The following is a 16,527-nucleotide window of genomic DNA, read 5'->3' as shown; positions in this document are numbered from 1 at the left end:
GTTATGATTTATCCGATAAATTGCAAATTAAATCTAAAATTCTTGAAGAATAACCAGTTTCATTGTCGTACCAACCAATAATTTTAACCATATTTCCAATCACTGAAGTCATTTGAGAATCGAAGATGCATGAATGTGTATTTCCCACAATATCAATGGATACAATAGGATCTTCAGTGTACTCCAAAATGCCTTTTAAGTAGGTTTCAGAAGCAGATTTGAAAGCAGCGTTTACGGCTTCTATTGAAGTGCTTTTTTTAACATTGAAGGTAATATCGGTTAAAGAGCCATTTGCAACAGGAACTCTAATACCACAACCTCCAATAACATTGGCCAAATCAGGGAAAATTTTAGTTAAAGCTTTTGCAGCACCTGTAGTTGTTGGTACTATTGACTGTCCTGCAGCTCTTGCTCTTCGTAGGTCTCTATGAGGTTGGTCGTGTAAACTTTGATCGGTTGTGTAAGAATGTACTGTAGTAATGTAAGCTTGATTGATACCACAAAGTTTATTAATAATTTGAATCATTGGAGCTGCATTATTTGTAGTGCATGAAGCGTTGGAAAGTATAACTTCTTGCTGATCAACAATGCTATCATTAACACCTAAAACTACAGTTTTTATGTCATCTTCATTTGGTGGAACTGAAAGAATTACACGTTCTGCTCCATTTTTAATATGATATTCGAGGGTGTTTTTATCCTTAAACTTTCCTGTAGCTTCAATTACAAAATTGACATTGTAAGGACTCCAATCAATATCTTTAGGATTGTTTTTATTTAGTAAAGGAATGGTTTTGTCATCAACGATGATGTTGTTTTCATCATGAGAAATTTTTTTGTTGAAAATACCATGAATACTATCGTATTTAAGTAAGTGGCTTAGCGTTTTAGTATCAGCAAGATCATTGATAGCGACAACTTCAATGTTTTTGTAGTTTTGAATGAGCCTAAAAACACGTCTGCCTATTCTACCAAAGCCATTAATAGCAACCCTTGTCATTTTAGTTGATGTGTTTTTGCGCTTTGTAAGACGATCTAACCAATGCGCTACTTTCTACATGACGGAAACCTAAACCAAGTCCTATTTCTTCGTATTCTTTAAATTGATCTGGAGTAATAAATTGCTTAACAGGTAAGTGTTTTTTGCTTGGTTGTAAGTATTGACCTATTGTTACTACATCAACATCATTTTCCTTTAGGTCGTGAAGCGTTTCAATAACTTCTTCTCTGGTTTCACCAAGTCCTAACATGATACCAGACTTTGTTCTGCGTTGTCCTTGAGCTTTCAAATATTTTAAAACACCTAAACTTCTATCGTATTTTGCTTGAATACGAACTTCTCTTGTTAAGCGTCTCACAGTTTCAATATTGTGCGAAACAACTTCAGGTGCTACATCTATAATTCTGTCAATATGTTGTTCAATACCTTGAAAATCTGGGATAAGTGTTTCCATTGTGGTATTAGGGTTCATTCTGCGGACAGCTTTTACTGTTTCAGCCCACATAATGCTTCCCATGTCTTTTATGTCATCTCTATCAACACTAGTTAAAACAGCATGCTTAATGTTCATTATTTTTATTGAACGTGCTACTTTTTCAGGTTCGTCCCAATCAAGTGTTTCTGGTCGTCCAGTTTTAACACCGCAAAACCCACATGAACGTGTGCAAATGTTACCAAGAATCATAAAAGTAGCAGTTCCTTCTCCCCAACATTCACCCATGTTAGGGCAACTTCCTGAGGTACAAATTGTATTTAATTTGTACTTGTCAACAAGACCTCTTAGTTCAGTATATTTTTTACCTGTAGGTAATTTTACACGAAGCCATTTTGGTTTTGGTTGTCTTTCAGTTGAAGTATTTGTAGCAGTTTCTGTATTCATTTATTATCAATTGCAGATGCAAAGATACAAAGTATAATCTTAAAATGATGTTATAATGTAGTGAGATACCAAATGCTGAATGCAAATAAAAATAGAATTCCTAACCAGCTTAAAATATGCATTGTAATAGATGGTCTCCACTCTTTTGGTGTATTTTTGCTGCTAATGAGTTTGTAGTTTATAATAGCGTAAAAAGGCGCTGTTAAAAAAGATAATATTGTTGCTACTTTAACAAGTAAAACCATTTCTGAAGCTAGCAGAAAAAAGATGCAAATAGTTCCTGTTGTTAATAGTAAAATCCAAAATAAATAACCTTTCTTTAATGAGTTTTTAAACAATAGCTGAGACGTCCTGTCCATTGCTCTTGGTGAAGCATCTAGTGTAGTTAAAGTTGTACTGAACATGGTAGTAAAAGCTGCAATTGCAATAATAATATAAGACCAATTGCCAAGGTTTTGTGTGTATAGTTTTACCAATTGATTACAAAAAATATAGGATTTACTGCTAAAGGTTTCACCAGATTGAAACATTACCAAAGCTCCTAATGCTATAAAACCTAAACCAATAATAATGGCAGAAGCGTAACCAACATTAAAATCGGTAAGTGATGATTTTACAGTAATGTCTTTAGTTTCTTTTTGTTTTTCTATTGCCCAAAGCGAATGCCATATTGAAATGTCTAAAGGTGCAGGCATCCAACCCATAAATGCAATTAAAAAGCCAACTTCAATACTGCCTTTTGGTAAAATTTGAGAAAAGGAAACACTATGTTCATTGTTAATTAATGCAATTATAACAGCTACAATAGTACTTATAGTAAGTGTAACAACAATAACCTTCATTAATTTGTCAAGGAAGTTATAACGACCTTTTATTAAAATGCCTAAGCAAATAACTAAAATGATAATACTCCATACTTCAACAGTAATAAAATCTCCAAAAAGCGTAGAAGCTAAACCAGCAGTTACAATAGTTACAGCAGCTTGAATGGTAAACATTGTTGCGAATGTGAGTAAGAAATAGATGATTAGGACACCTTTGCCTAGTTTTTTGTAACCGTCTAAAAGGCTTTCACCTGTAGCCATTGCATAACGAGGTCCAAACTGAAAAAAAGGATATTTAAACAGATGAACAATTAATAAAGCCCAAACTAACCCAAAACCAAAATCGGCTCCAGCTCTTGTGGATTGTACCAAATGAGAAACACCTATTGCTGCTCCAGCAAACAATAAACCAGGACCTAGGGTTTTTAAATTAAATCGCATTACTTTTTAGTAATAATTTCAGCTAATAACTTTTTTGCTCTTAAGAGTTTTACTTTAACATTATTAATTGGTTCTTCAAGTTGTTCAGAAATTTCTTTGTAACTCAACTCTTGAAAATACCTAAGGTTAATAACTTCTTGGTAATGAGGCTTTAGTTTTTTTATGTCGCGAAGTAGCTTTGCTAAATTTTGTTCGGTAATTAATTTGTCTTCAGGTGATGGAGACTCATCAATAATACCATAATATTCGTTTTCAACATCGCTATTTACAGTGTTTGAAATTGATGATTTTCGTTTTCGAATTAAATCTATATGAATGTTTTTTGAAATGGTAATTAACCAAGTTTTAAAAACATATTTATCATCATAAGTGTGAATTTTATCAAAAGCTTTTGAGAATGTTTGAATGCTAATGTCCTCAGCGTCATTTTCGTTTTCGGTTCTTTTTAATTGAAAACCATAAACGTCATTCCAAAATTTATCCAATAAAAAGTTAAACGCCATTTGGTCATTTAGCTTAGCTTTTTCAATGGCTTCTTTTACTTCCAATGGTTAGGTTTTGATTTCAGATTTTTTATAAATATAAAGAATTGTACAACAATTAAAAACAATTCTAGAATAGGGAGTAGAGGGAGTAAATCTTTTTCGTCTAGCTTTTTGGTATTAATAACTAAAATGGTGTAAAAAAAGATAAGCCTAAAAGTAATCAATGATACTACTATTTGCCATTTAAACATAAAACTTAAGAGTGCAATTGCTAAAATCCAAAACAAGAATTGTGAACAGTAAAATAGTGTCAATAAAACTTTATGTTTTGTTTTATAACGGTTAGCAGTACTTATATGTCTTCTTTTTTGAAGAATCCAATCTTTAAAGGTTGTTTTAGGTTTGGAAATTGTAAAACTGTTTTTTGATACACAAATTGTAGTGTTTTTTGAATTTCCAATTTCGTTTACAAATAAATCGTCGTCACCAGAGTTTAAATCAATATGGTTCATAAAACCTCTGGCTTCATAAAACGTTTCGCTTCTGTAAGCTAAGTTTCTGCCAACAGCCATGTAAGGTAACCCTATTTTTGTGTAAGAAAGGTATTGAGTTGCGGTTAAAAGAGTTTCAAACCGTATTAACTTATTTAAAAACGAACCTTTAATTTTCTGGTAAGCACCATACCCAATTACAATAGATTTAGTATTTGAAAAATGACTGCTCATTTCACTAATCCAATGCTTTGATGTAGGCTTGCAATCGGCATCAGTAAATAACAAAAAGTTGTTTTTTGCAGCTTTAATGCCTAATGTAAGCGCATATTTTTTGTTTCCCCAAAAAGCTTCAATGTTTTTTACGTTTACAATTTTAATAGTGTTAAATTGACTTTTGAAGTGTTCCATTACTTCTAAAGTATCGTCTTTTGAGCTGTCGTTTATGAGTACAACTTCAAAGTTGGGATAGTCTTGATTTAGAATAGATGGAAGGAATTCCTTTAGGTTTTCAGCCTCATTTTTGGCACAAATAATGACTGAAATAGGACTATTCTGAGGTTTCTGTTCTTGAGGTTTTGAGAACGAAAACCTTCCAAATAAAATAATATAAAAAAATGCTTGAATAGCTGTAACTAATATAAATATATAGAACAGTATTTCTAGTATAAGCATTAAGGTTTATGAGTGTTGAGGTTCATTGCAATTATTGAACTGATCAGGCGTTTTTCCGCAAAAACCACAAGCTTCTCCACTTTTGTTTAGCATAGGGTTTTGACTAGCACAAGTACCAGCAAATTCCCCATCTTTTTTTGCCCAAAGTTTTATAGCAATTCCAGCAATTCCTAAGCCTAAAAGAATTAATGTAATAAGTAAGAGTTTCATTGTAAAAATTTTTACAAAGATACTATTTTAATATAGAATGATGAAAGGGTTTTAATAAGCTTTTAACGGATTGTAAAGTGCTCATTTTGTGACTTATTAACAAAATTAGTGTCGTAAGCATAAATAGAATTACATTTATTTATCTAACTAATAAAATTTTTTAATCATGAAAAAATTATTCGCAGAATTCTTCGGAACTTTTTGGCTTGTATTTGGTGGTTGCGGAAGTGCAATTTTTGCAGCTGCTTATCCTGATTTAGGTATTGGGTTTGTTGGAGTAGCATTGGCTTTTGGTTTAACAGTGCTAACAATGGCTTATGCTGTTGGTCATATTTCAGGAGCGCATTTTAATCCTGCAGTTTCGTTAGGGTTATGGGCAGGAGGAAAGTTTCCTGCTAAAGATGTGTTGGGTTACATTATAGCTCAATTAATTGGTGCAATTGCAGCTGCAGGAGTGTTGTATGTTATTGCAACAGGAAAATCAGATTTTGTGAACATTGGAGGTTTTGCTGCTAATGGTTATGGAGAGTTGTCTCCTGGAGGGTTTAGTATGACTTCTGTTTTAATTACCGAGTTTGTGTTAACAATGTTCTTTTTACTGATTATTTTAGGAAGTACTTACGTGAAAGCACCTGAAGGTTTTGCAGGAATTGCTATTGGTTTAGCTTTAACTTTAATTCATTTAATAAGTATTCCAATTTCTAATACATCAGTAAATCCTGCTAGGTCTACAAGTCAAGCATTATTTGCTGGAGGAGAATTTACCTCTCAGTTATGGTTGTTTTGGTTAGCTCCAATTGCAGGTGCTATTGTTGCTGGGTTAATTCATAAAGCATTATTCTCAAAAGAATAAGTTTTATAGAGATGATTGAATAAAAAAACCACCTGAATTCAGGTGGTTTTTAGTTTTATTAATGTGAAATTAACTAGTTGTTTTTTAAAGCAATTTCTGCTACAGCATTTTCTGCACTAGCACTGTTTTGGTTTCCTTTAGGCTCTATAGTTATACTTAAACCTAAAGCATCTTCCATATAAGGTATTTGTTTTAATTTTCTGTTAGCAACGTCCAAAATACCAAGGTTTACCATCTTGTCTTGTAACTCAGCCCAAATTTGATAGGTTTGGTTTTCTGGTAATTTTGGTAAAGACACCACATCAATCATTGATGTTTTTTCTTTTGCATTAATGTAGGCAACGGTTTTAAGGTCTTTAGCTCTATCATTGCCTCTTAAAACATATTTTTCAGTGTCAGGATTATTAAGTTCCATAAACTGACGCATAACATCATCTAACTTACTGTTGTTTTTTTCTATGTCGCTTCTTAAATCAAAAATCTCGTCTACAACTACTTGGTTTTCTTTTAATAAAGATTGATTTTGAAGGTATAACATTGTAGCTGCTCCAGCAAAAACAAATGCAGCAATACTTGCAGCAATACTGTATTTGTACCAAGGCGTTTTAGACTTTACCTTTTTTGGCTCTAAAGAAATTACAGGTTTTTCGTCAATGGCTTCATGAATTGAATCTAAAATAAACATAGGAGCTTCAATAGCATTAGCCTTAGCAAGAATTTCTAGGTTGTCTTGCAATTTCATGTACTCTTCTTCTGCTTCAGGATAAGTAGAAATGTAGTGTTCTACTTCCGTTATTTCAGAAGGAGTTGCTGTGCCTAATATGTATTTATCTATTAGACCAGATTGTAAAAAAGAATGTAGTTTTGTTTCCATTTCAATACTTTTTAATGGACATAGAGCTTTTTTAATTCTCGTAATCCAATTTTTAATCTAGACTTTACAGTACCTAACGGAATATCTAATTCATCACTGGCTTCTTGTTGCGTCATGCCCTCAAAAAACAGGGCTTTCAAGATAATTTGATACTTTTCGTCTAGCCTTGCAACATGCTCTTTTAAATCGATAACATCTTGATTTAAAGTTGCTGTTGGTAGAATATATACGTTTGATTTGTCGATTTGGACTTCTTTTTCAAATCTATTATTAAAACTTCTTAATTTATCTATTGCTGTGTTCCTTGCAATTCGGTATAACCAAGTAAATAATTTAGCCTTTTTAGAGTCGTATTTTTTAGCGTTTTTCCAAACTTTTACAAAGGTTTCTTGTAGTGCATCTTGAGCTATTTCTTCGTTTATGGTTACTTTTAAAATAACACCATAAAGACTGTCAGCATAATTTTCATACAGTAAATTAATTGCCGCTTTGTCTCCTTTCTCAAGGAGATTAACAATGGTTTGCTCAATCGACGTGCTCAAAATTTTTTAAAATTTAGTGTTAATTTAAAAAAAATGTACCTTAAAAAAATCCAAAGTACCTTTTTAAACGTATATAAATAAAGGTAGTAAAATTACTAAAATTACTACATAGTTGATAGATTGATTACAAATTAAATACTATAGAGTACTATTTTCTTAGTAAGAAATTGATTAATAGCTTTTTTCAAAAAATATTCTATAGCACGTTAAAGCCTCTGATTTAGAGGCTTTTTTTATTAGATGATATTGACTTCGGTTTCGATATCAATATTAAATATTCGTTTTATAGTATGCTGAATTAATTTAGCGAGTTTTAAAATGTCACTTCCTTTAGCGTTGTCGTAATTAACCAAAACTAAAGCTTGTTTTTTATGAACTCCATAATCTCCAAAGGTTTTTCCTTTAAAACCAGCTTTTTCTATTAACCAACCAGCAGGTACTTTAACTAATTTATCAGAAACTGTATAACTTGGTATTTCAGGAAAATTAGCTTGTAATTCATTAAAATGATCAGAGGAAATTACAGGATTTTTAAAGAAGCTTCCGCTATTGCCTATTTCTTTTGGATCAGGCAATTTGCTTTGGCGAATAGCAATAACTGCTTTTGAAATATCTTGAATAGTAGGATGGCTTACTTTCATGTCTTCGAGTTGACTAATAATAGCTCCATAACCAGTATTTAACTTATGCTCTTTTTTGGTAAGTTTTAAGTTAACACTTGTAATAATGTATTTTCCTTTAGCGTCTTGCTTGAAGATTGACTCTCTATACCCAAATTTACAATCTTGTTTATTAAATGTTTTTGTGTGTTGTGTAGCAATTTCCATTACCTCACAGCTTTCAAAAACATCTTTTAACTCAACACCATAAGCACCAATATTTTGAATTGGAGCAGTTCCAATATTACCAGGAATTAAAGATAGGTTTTCAACTCCACCTAAATTATGCTCAAGACACCACAATACAAATTTGTGCCAATTTTCGCCAGCATAAGCTTTAACAATAGCATAGTTATCATCTTCAGAAATTATTTCAATTCCTTTAAGATTCACATGAATTACTAGCGCATCAATATCTTTAGTAAGTAGCATGTTACTACCACCACCTAATATGAATTTTTCTGGATACTCATTTGAAGCCAAAATACTTGTAAGTTCAGCTAATGAGTTTACTGATGTAAAGTGTTTTGCTTTAGCATCAATACCAAATGTGTTATAGGTTTTTAAAGATTTTTGTTGCTCTATCAAGATTTAGTCTTTGTAAACTTTTAGTGCTTCGTTTAAAATATTAACAGCTTTTATAAGGCTATTTTCATTAAGTACGTAAGCTATTCTAATTTGGTTTAAACCAACTCCAGGAGTAGAATAAAATCCAGCAGCAGGAGCAACCATTACAGTTTCTTTGTCAATATCAAATTTTTCTAACAACCACTTAGCAAAATTATCAGCACTTTTTACTGGTAATTCAGCAATACAATAAAATGCTCCTTTTGGTTTAGCTACTTTTACACCATCAATCTTTTCTAATTCAGAGATAAGCGTATTTCTTCTAGATACATAATCATTTATAACACCATTAAAATAGCTTTGAGGAGTGGATAAAGCTGCTTCACTAGCAATTTGTGCTAAAGTTGGCGGACTAAGTCTTGCCTGAGCAAATTTAAGAGCAGTTTTAATAAACGATTTGTTTTTTGATACCAAGTACCCAATTCTTGCGCCACACATGCTGTAACGTTTTGAAACAGAATCAATCATTATCGCGTTTTCTGCAATACTTTCTTCTTGCATAATGGAGTAAAACTCGTTACCATCGTAAACAAACTCACGGTAAACTTCATCTGCAATTAAAAACAAATCGTGCTTTTTTACTATTTGAGCTAGTTTTTTTATTTCCTCTTTAGAATACAAATAACCTGTTGGGTTTCCTGGATTACAAATAAGAATTGCTTTTGTTTTAGGCGTAATTAGTTTCTCAAACTCTTCAATAGCAGGTAAGGCAAAGTTGTCTTCAATTTTGGAAATTACAGGAACAACCTTAATGTCAGAAGCTGTTGAAAACCCATTGTAATTTGCATAAAAAGGCTCAGGAATAATAATTTCATCGTCAGAGTCCATTATGCTACCAAAAGCAAATAACAACGCTTCGCTTCCTCCAGTAGTAACTATGATATCATCATATTCAACTTTAATATTGTTTTTATGGTAATATTCAGCAATTTTTTTTCTGTAGGCTTCAGATCCTTCAGATCTTGTGTAAGCAAGTATGTCTAAAGAATGCACTTTTACAGCATCTAGAGCCACTTCAGGAGTTTTAATATCTGGTTGTCCTATGTTTAAATGATAAACAGTTTTACCATCTTTATAAGCTTGTTCAGCGTAAGGCACTAATTTTCTTATTGGAGATTCAGGCATTAATTGCCCTTTTTTAGAAATTGTCGGCATTTTTTTGATTTAAAACGCAAAGTTCTGAAAATTATCTTAAAGTTTTTTTAAAAAACACATCTAAAAAAAAATCTTACTCCAAAGATTTGTAAATTGTATATAGTCAATCATTTAAAATGCTTAAAAGGATACTTGTCAATATTGGGCTTTTTTTGATGTGTACTTTGGTTTGTGCGCAAGATGATTTTAATCTGCCAAACAATAAAGATTACACAAAAATTAACTTTAAACTTATTAATAACCTAATAGTTTTTCCAGTAGAGGTTAATGGTGTTGAACTCTCGTTTTTGCTAGATTCTGGAGTTAGTAAACCTATCTTGTTTAACATTCTTAATTTAACAGACTCATTGCTGATTAATAATGTAGAGCGTATTTACTTACGTGGATTAGGTGCTGATGGTGAAATTGAAGCGTTACGATCTAGAGAGAACTTTTTAAAAGTAGGTGATGCTATTAATATAAATCAAGACATTTATGTGGTTTTTGATAACTCAATTAATTTTACACCTAGATTAGGTGTAGATGTTCATGGAATTATTGGGTATGATATTTTCAAAGATTTTGTTGTAGAAATAAACTATAGTTCAAAATTTATAAAACTATTCAAACATAGTGAGTATAAGTATAAAAACTGTAGGAAATGCGAATCTTTCGATATGATATTAAATAAGAACAAACCTTATATAGATGCATATGCTGAAATAGATACAATTAAAACTCCTGTTAAATTATTAATTGATACAGGGAGTAGTGATGCTTTATGGTTATTTGAAGATCATGAAAAGCAAATATTACCACCTAATGAAAAATATTTTCATGATTTTTTAGGTAAAGGTTTGAGTGGTAATATACATGGAAAACGCTCAAGAGTTAATTCATTTTCTTTAGGTGATTTCCATCTAGAAAATGTAAACGTTGCATATCCTGATTCTGCTTCTATAAGTCATGCGCGAAAATTTGAGGAACGAAATGGAAGTATTTCAGGAGATTTATTGAAACGCTTTAATATAGTTGTAGATTATAAAAACTTAAAAGTAACATTAAAAAAGAACAGCAACTTTAGAAAGCCTTTTTTTTATAATAAAAGTGGAATAGTATTAGAGCAATATGGAGTAAGGGTTATAAAAGAATTAGGTGAAAAAAAGTATATAGATAGTTATGGAAGAGAAAATAGAGATAACATTATTGTTGATTTTTCTCAAACATTTCATTACAGTTTAAAACCATCGTATACAATTGTTGAGTTAAGAGAAGGATCTCCTGCTGAGAGAGCAGGACTTGAAATAGGAGATGTTATTTTATCAATCAACAATAAAGGGACTCATAAAATGACATTACAAGAAGCTACTTTATATTTTTGTGAAGAAGATAAAAAACTGATTAAATTAGAGGTTGAACGAAAAGGAATTATAAAAACATTCACTTTTAGGTTAGAAAGCCTATTATAACTAAAAAAGCCCTCAAAAGAGGGCTTCAATTTTTTATTTAACAAAGTATTATTGTTCCATAACACTCTTGTCTTTCTTTTCTAAAACACTTGTCTTACTTGGGTCAACAACTAGACCTTTAATTTTAAGAGCTACAGTAGGTGTTTCAGCATTAGATGTTACTGTAATAGTTTTTCTAATTGGGTTTACTCTGTTAGTATCATACTTTACTTCAATTTCACCAGTTTCACCAGGCATAATTGGACCTTCAGGTTTTTTTGGTACAGTACAACCACAAGTAGACTTTACGTTAGAAATTATTAAAGGCGCATTACCAGTGTTTGTAAATTCAAACACACGAACACCATTTGAACCTTTTTCAATGGTTCCGTAATCAATGACATCTGTTTTAAATTCAATTTTTGCAACTTTCTCTTGAGCAAAAGTTCCTAGGCTTAAAAGCCCTACAAATAAAATTACTACTAAATTTTTCATCATTTTAATTTTAAATTGATACTTCAAAGCTACTTACTTTTTATTGTTAAGCAAAATTTATTAGACGTATTACAGCAATATTAACATAGTTAAAAGCAAATAACACTATTATTTTGCTCAATAATTTCTAAAAAAAAGAAATATAAGTACTTTTGCACATCATTATTCAAAAACTATTCCAAAGATGAGTATTCCATCAAAATATGATGCACGAAATGTAGAGAGCAAGTGGTATGATTACTGGATGAAACATAATTATTTTCATTCAAAACCAGACAGTAGAGAACCATATACTATTGTCATTCCACCACCTAATGTCACTGGAGTACTACATATGGGACATATGTTGAATAATACCATTCAAGATGTTTTAATTCGTCGTGCGCGTTTACAAGGTAAAAATGCATGTTGGGTTCCTGGAACAGACCATGCATCTATTGCTACCGAAGCAAAAGTTGTAGCAAAACTTAAAGACCAAGGTGTAGATAAAAACGATTTAACTCGCGATGAGTTTTTAAAACACGCTTGGGATTGGACTCACGAATATGGAGGTGTAATACTAGATCAACTTAAAAAATTAGGTTGCTCTTGTGATTGGGAACGAACAAAATTCACTATGGACGAAGACATGAGTGAAGCTGTGATAAAAGTATTTGTTGATTTGTATAACAAAGGACTTATTTATCGTGGTTACCGAATGGTGAATTGGGATCCTGAAGCAAAAACAACACTTTCAGACGAAGAGGTAATCTATGAAGAAAAACAAGGAAATCTTTACTACTTAAATTATAAAATAGAAGGAAGTGATGATACGTTAACTATTGCTACTACGCGTCCTGAAACCATTTTTGGAGACACAGCAATTTGTATTAATCCTAATGACGAACGTTTTACGCATTTAAAAGGTAAAAAGGCAATTGTGCCTTTATGTAATCGTGTGATTCCTATTATTGAAGATGATTATGTTGATGTTGAGTTTGGTACAGGTTGTTTAAAAGTTACACCAGCTCATGATGAGAATGATAAAATGCTTGGTGATAAACATAATTTAGAAGTTGTTGATATTTTTAATGAGGATGCTTCACTTAATAGTTTTGGGTTGCATTACGAAGGAAAAGATCGTTTTGTAGTAAGAAAAGAAATCACTAAAGAACTAGAAGAAAAAGGGTTTTTAATTAAAACCGAAACTCACATTAATAAAGTAGGAACTTCCGAAAGAACCAAAGCTGTTATCGAACCTCGATTAAGCGATCAATGGTTTTTAAAAATGGAAGAACTGGTAAAACCAGCAATAAAAGCTGTTTTAGAAACAGGAGATGTTAAGTTGTTTCCAAAGAAATTTGAAAATACTTATCGTCATTGGATGGAGAATATTCGTGATTGGAATATTTCTAGACAGTTATATTGGGGACATCAAATTCCTGCCTATTTCTATGGAGATGGAAAAGAAGACTTTGTGGTTGCTGAAACCATAGAAGATGCACTAGAGTTAGCTAAGACTAAAACTTCAAACTCCGAACTTCAGGTTTCAGATTTAACTCAAGACCAAGATGCTCTAGATACTTGGTTTTCATCCTGGTTATGGCCAATGAGTGTGTTTGATGGTGTTAGAAACCCAGATAACGAAGAGTTTAAATACTATTATCCAACAAACGACTTGGTAACAGGTCCTGATATTTTATTCTTTTGGGTAGCTCGTATGGTTATTGCAGGTTATGAATATACTGATGAAAGACCATTTGAAAACGTATACTTAACAGGATTGGTACGCGACAAGCAACGCCGTAAAATGAGTAAATCTTTAGGGAATTCTCCTGATGCTTTAAAGCTAATTGAAGAGTTTGGAGCAGATGGTGTTCGTGTAGGGTTGCTATTAAGTTCTGCTGCAGGAAATGACTTGTTGTTTGACGAAGCCTTATGTCAACAAGGTAAAGGGTTTGGCAATAAAGTATGGAGTGCATTTTACTTAACAACACTTTGGGAAGTATCTCAAGATATTGAGCAACCAAATTCAAGTAAAATAGCATTAGAATGGTATGAAGCCAAGTTTCAAAAGGCGTTAATTGAGATCGAAGATCATTTTAGTAAATACCGTTTGAGCGATGCTTTAATGAGTATTTACAAACTTATTTTTGATGATTTTTGTGGTTGGTTATTAGAAATAGTAAAACCAACTTATGGTCAACCAATAGATGCTGTAACCTATAACAAGTTAATCTCCATTTTTGAAGAGAACTTAAAAATTATGCATCCATTTATGCCATTTATAACTGAAGAAATTTGGCAAGCTATGGGAGAGCGTTCACCAGAAGAAGCTTTAATCGTAGCAAAATGGCCTGAGCAAAAATCAGTAAACGAAGTTTTAATTACCGAGTTTGATTTTGCTTCACAAGTAGTTTCAGGAATTCGTTCTGTAAGAAAAGATAAAAATATTGCGTTTAAAGATGCTATTGCATTTTCGGTTTTAAACAATGAGCAAATTCAACCAACATTTGATGAGGTAATTAAAAAGTTAGGAAACTTAGAAGAAGTCGCTTATGTTACTGAAGCTGTTGAAGGAGCTTTGACTTTTAGAGTAAAATCTAACGAGTATTTTATACCTATGTCTGGAGCTATTGATGTTGAAGCTGAAATTAAAAAGCTAACCGAAGAGTTAAACTATACTGAAGGGTTCTTAAAATCAGTACAGAAAAAACTATCAAATGAACGTTTTGTAAACAATGCACCAGAGCAGGTTGTAGCTTCTGAAAAGAAAAAAGAAGCTGATGCTTTAGCAAAAATTGAAACCTTAAAAGCAAGTTTAGCGAGTTTGAAATAAAGCATTGAAAACTATAGATAAAAGAAAAGGAACTGAATTTCAGTTCCTTTTTGTTTTATACTATAACTAATTGAAACTCTTCTTTTACTCATTATTGGTTTGGGAAACATGTTTTCAGCATTTATATTTACTAAAATTAATAAGGTTTATATAAAAAAATGAAATGCATTGTAATAGTAATAATATTTAGCTTTTTAAATTGCAAAGCACAAAGTCCAATAATAGCCTTAGAAACTTGGAAAGGAGAAGAACAAGCTAACGCTTATTATAAAGATATCAATAATGTTTTAGATACATTTGTAGGTACTTGGATATATACAAATGACAATACATCGTTTAAAATAGTTTTAAGAAAAAAACCAATGTATTTTAATAATGTATGTTATGAAGATATTATAGTAGGTGAATATCAATTTATAGAAAATGGTGTAGAGAAAGTAAATACATTAACTAATTTAAATGATACATCAATAGGAGCATATGATCACCACTTAGGAGGAAATCTTATATATAATGACTGTAAGTATTTACCTTCTGATGATTGTGTTGAAGGAGAAAAAAGATTAGATATTGGGTATGTTGATGCTTTAAAGCCATATACAGGTGCATTAGTATTACATAAAAGAGTTGTTAATGGGCAAGAAGCAATAAAGGCAACTATGACATTAAGTGGAGAAATGAGCATTAATCCTGATACAGATTTACCAAGACCATTACCAACAATACCTTTACTAGACGAGTTAGTTTTTATTAAACAATAAAGAACTTTTAAGACGATACATAAGGTTTTTACCACTCATTAATCTTGTTACTGTCTAGCTTTACAAAAATAAAAAGTAGTATGGTAAAGCCCCAAAGTCCAGAGCCTCCATAACTAAAAAAGGGTAGAGGAATACCAACTGTAGGTATTAAGCCCATTACCATTCCTGTATTAATTGTAAAATGCACAAAAAGGATGGATGCAACACAATAGCCATACACTCGGCTAAATTGGTTCTTTTGAGATTCGGCTAAGTACAGAACTCTAATAATTAATGCTACAAATAAAACAACAACCAATGCACTACCAGCAAAACCCCATTCTTCTCCAACTGTGCTAAAAATATAGTCGGTATGCTGTTCTGGTACAAACTTTCCTGTAGTTCTAGTGCCTTGTAAATATCCTTTTCCTGTTAGACCACCAGAGCTAATTGCTTTTTCAGATTCGTTGAGGTTGTACAAGATGGTTTGCTTCATCTGTTGTAGCTTTTCAGGATCTTTTTCTAAGCGTAACCAAAGGCTAATACGGTCTTTTTGGTGAGGTTTTAAGATGCTATCATAAAACGTACGAACTCCAAAAGCGAATCCAATGCATAAGACTAAAACAACAATGGGTTGCAAAAACGAAGCACGCTTTTTTCGTTTTAAAAAGTAAATGGTGAATATTAAAATAGCTGAGAGAATAGCTGTAAACAAGACACCAAACTTTAAGGATAGTACAGATAATAATAGTATTGCAATAGCAATAAGTAAGTAAATTTGTTGTAGGCCTTCTCTATAAAATACAAAGAAAAAAGAAGCATACACTATGGTGCTTCCTGCATCATTTTGTAATAAAATAAGAATTGCAGGGACAACTATTATAGCTACAGTTTTTAATTGGTCTTGAAGGGTTTTCATGTTGGTTTGCAAATCGCTAATGTATTTAGCAACTGCTAGTGATGTTGCAAATTTTGCAAACTCACTTGGTTGTAATGTCATGCCTCCAATGGCGTACCATGAGGTAGCACCATTAACGTTTTTTCCAAAAATGAATAAACCAATTAGGGAGAGTAATGAAATGAAATAGATGATGCTAGCAAACCGTTCATAAAATTTTGCTTCTATAGAAAGAATAATGACTATTAGCGCAAGAGTAAGCATGATAAACATAAGCTGTTTACCATAAGGTTGACTCATGTCAAAATAACTAGTGATTTCTCCTGTGTGTGATGCCGAAACTATGTTAAGCCACCCAAACCCAACAAGAATTAAAAACAACGCTATTGTTATCCAATCAAATTTAAAGCCTCTGTGTTCTCTCTGCATTTAT

At 31.9% G+C, this 16,527-nt stretch carries 16 protein-coding genes; 4 read left to right on the top strand and 12 right to left on the bottom strand.

All coding sequences use genetic code 11. From position 1 onward, the window contains the following. Window position 1: 1 nt before the first annotated feature. From gap to ACQ0RB_RS01495, 6 genes are read right to left on the bottom strand one after another with little or no spacing between them, the layout of a single operon-like run. On the bottom strand, window positions 2–1,000 hold the full coding sequence (gap, locus tag ACQ0RB_RS01520) for a type I glyceraldehyde-3-phosphate dehydrogenase (RefSeq protein ID WP_430495998.1): 999 nt from the start codon (window positions 998–1,000) through the stop codon (window positions 2–4). A gap of 1 nt (window position 1,001) precedes the next feature. Next, window positions 1,002–1,880: a lipoyl synthase gene (lipA, locus tag ACQ0RB_RS01515; protein ID WP_129759223.1), complete on the bottom strand. Its 879-nt coding sequence runs from the start codon at window positions 1,878–1,880 to the stop codon at window positions 1,002–1,004. A gap of 50 nt (window positions 1,881–1,930) precedes the next feature. Continuing rightward, complete coding sequence (locus tag ACQ0RB_RS01510) at window positions 1,931–3,145, bottom strand: Nramp family divalent metal transporter (RefSeq protein ID WP_430495996.1); 1,215 nt, start codon at window positions 3,143–3,145, stop codon at window positions 1,931–1,933. Continuing rightward, window positions 3,145–3,693: an RNA polymerase sigma factor gene (locus ACQ0RB_RS01505; RefSeq protein ID WP_131505915.1), complete on the bottom strand. Its 549-nt coding sequence runs from the start codon at window positions 3,691–3,693 to the stop codon at window positions 3,145–3,147. Before ACQ0RB_RS01505 ends, ACQ0RB_RS01510 begins: the two co-directional genes overlap by 1 nt. After that, window positions 3,684–4,796, bottom strand: a complete 1,113-nt coding sequence (locus tag ACQ0RB_RS01500; protein ID WP_430495993.1) for a glycosyltransferase — start codon at window positions 4,794–4,796, stop codon at window positions 3,684–3,686. Before ACQ0RB_RS01500 ends, ACQ0RB_RS01505 begins: the two co-directional genes overlap by 10 nt. Before the next feature lie 6 nt (window positions 4,797–4,802). Beyond that, the gene (locus ACQ0RB_RS01495; RefSeq protein WP_129759221.1) at window positions 4,803–5,006 is read right to left on the bottom strand and encodes a membrane or secreted protein; all 204 of its coding nucleotides are present in this window, start codon (window positions 5,004–5,006) and stop codon (window positions 4,803–4,805) included. 166 nt (window positions 5,007–5,172) lie between these two features. Between ACQ0RB_RS01495 and aqpZ the strand changes: the two genes are divergently transcribed. Beyond that, window positions 5,173–5,859, top strand: a complete 687-nt coding sequence (gene aqpZ, locus ACQ0RB_RS01490; RefSeq protein ID WP_430495991.1) for an aquaporin Z — start codon at window positions 5,173–5,175, stop codon at window positions 5,857–5,859. Between the two features lie 73 nt (window positions 5,860–5,932). Here aqpZ and ACQ0RB_RS01485 read toward each other — a convergent pair whose 3' ends face one another. From ACQ0RB_RS01485 to ACQ0RB_RS01470, 4 genes are all read right to left on the bottom strand, one after another. After that, a complete protein-coding gene (locus tag ACQ0RB_RS01485) occupies window positions 5,933–6,733 on the bottom strand; it encodes an anti-sigma factor domain-containing protein (RefSeq protein ID WP_430495989.1) in 801 nt (266 codons plus the stop codon). An 11-nt stretch (window positions 6,734–6,744) separates the two neighbouring features. After that, a complete protein-coding gene (locus tag ACQ0RB_RS01480; RefSeq protein ID WP_129759218.1) occupies window positions 6,745–7,275 on the bottom strand; it encodes an RNA polymerase sigma factor in 531 nt (176 codons plus the stop codon). A gap of 236 nt (window positions 7,276–7,511) precedes the next feature. After that, window positions 7,512–8,525, bottom strand: coding sequence for a UDP-N-acetylmuramate dehydrogenase (murB, locus tag ACQ0RB_RS01475; protein ID WP_430496129.1), 1,014 nt, complete (start codon window positions 8,523–8,525; stop codon window positions 7,512–7,514). Next, window positions 8,526–9,716 carry a pyridoxal phosphate-dependent aminotransferase gene (locus tag ACQ0RB_RS01470; RefSeq protein WP_430495986.1) on the bottom strand — a complete coding sequence of 397 codons (1,191 nt, stop codon included), beginning with the start codon at window positions 9,714–9,716 and terminating at the stop codon, window positions 8,526–8,528. A gap of 116 nt (window positions 9,717–9,832) precedes the next feature. On the opposite strand from ACQ0RB_RS01470, the gene ACQ0RB_RS01465 reads away from it, so the two are divergent. Then, complete coding sequence (locus ACQ0RB_RS01465) at window positions 9,833–11,164, top strand: aspartyl protease family protein (protein ID WP_430495984.1); 1,332 nt, start codon at window positions 9,833–9,835, stop codon at window positions 11,162–11,164. Between the two features lie 48 nt (window positions 11,165–11,212). Here ACQ0RB_RS01465 and ACQ0RB_RS01460 read toward each other — a convergent pair whose 3' ends face one another. After that, the gene (locus tag ACQ0RB_RS01460) at window positions 11,213–11,638 is read right to left on the bottom strand and encodes a DUF1573 domain-containing protein (protein ID WP_129759215.1); all 426 of its coding nucleotides are present in this window, start codon (window positions 11,636–11,638) and stop codon (window positions 11,213–11,215) included. A gap of 184 nt (window positions 11,639–11,822) precedes the next feature. Here ACQ0RB_RS01460 and ACQ0RB_RS01455 point away from each other — a divergent pair, with 184 nt between their 5' ends. Continuing rightward, window positions 11,823–14,456 (top strand): valine--tRNA ligase, encoded by a 2,634-nt coding sequence (locus ACQ0RB_RS01455; protein ID WP_430495982.1) that lies wholly within the window; start codon window positions 11,823–11,825, stop codon window positions 14,454–14,456. 158 nt (window positions 14,457–14,614) lie between these two features. Beyond that, window positions 14,615–15,217 (top strand): DUF6705 family protein, encoded by a 603-nt coding sequence (locus ACQ0RB_RS01450; RefSeq protein ID WP_430495980.1) that lies wholly within the window; start codon window positions 14,615–14,617, stop codon window positions 15,215–15,217. Between the two features lie 28 nt (window positions 15,218–15,245). Here ACQ0RB_RS01450 and rodA read toward each other — a convergent pair whose 3' ends face one another. Continuing rightward, window positions 15,246–16,523 carry a rod shape-determining protein RodA gene (rodA, locus tag ACQ0RB_RS01445; protein ID WP_335973937.1) on the bottom strand — a complete coding sequence of 426 codons (1,278 nt, stop codon included), beginning with the start codon at window positions 16,521–16,523 and terminating at the stop codon, window positions 15,246–15,248. Between the last annotated feature and the right edge of the window lie 4 nt (window positions 16,524–16,527).

This window comes from Gaetbulibacter sp. PBL-D1 (genome assembly GCF_050509525.1).
GTDB lineage: Bacteria > Bacteroidota > Bacteroidia > Flavobacteriales > Flavobacteriaceae > Gaetbulibacter_B > Gaetbulibacter_B jejuensis.
This window is presented reverse-complemented; position numbering and strand designations above follow the sequence as displayed.